1 protein-coding gene is annotated in these 273 nt (G+C 76.6%); it reads right to left on the reverse strand.

Annotated elements, in window-relative coordinates:
* On the reverse strand, window positions 1–273 hold a 273-nt coding region (locus tag ACLBX8_RS32240), incomplete at both ends, for a transketolase C-terminal domain-containing protein (protein ID WP_447716480.1).

Here is a 273-nt window from a genome sequence, read left to right on the forward strand (position 1 = left end):
CCTCGTGGTCGCGCGCGAGCTCCAGGATCAGCGCCTCGTCCAGCGGCTTGGCGAACCGCGCGTCCGCAACCGTCACCGCCACGCCCTGCTCGGCCAGCGTGTCGGCCGCCTTCAAGGCCTCCGACAGCCGCGTGCCGAGCGACAGGAGCGCCACACGCGCCTCCGCGTCGCGCCGCACCACCCGGCCCTTGCCGATCGCCAGCGCCTCGCCCCGCTCCGGAAGCTCGACGCCCACACCCTCGCCGCGCGGGTAGCGCAGCGCGATCGGGCCCG

The sequence above is a fragment of the Methylobacterium sp. D48H genome (genome assembly GCF_053345715.1).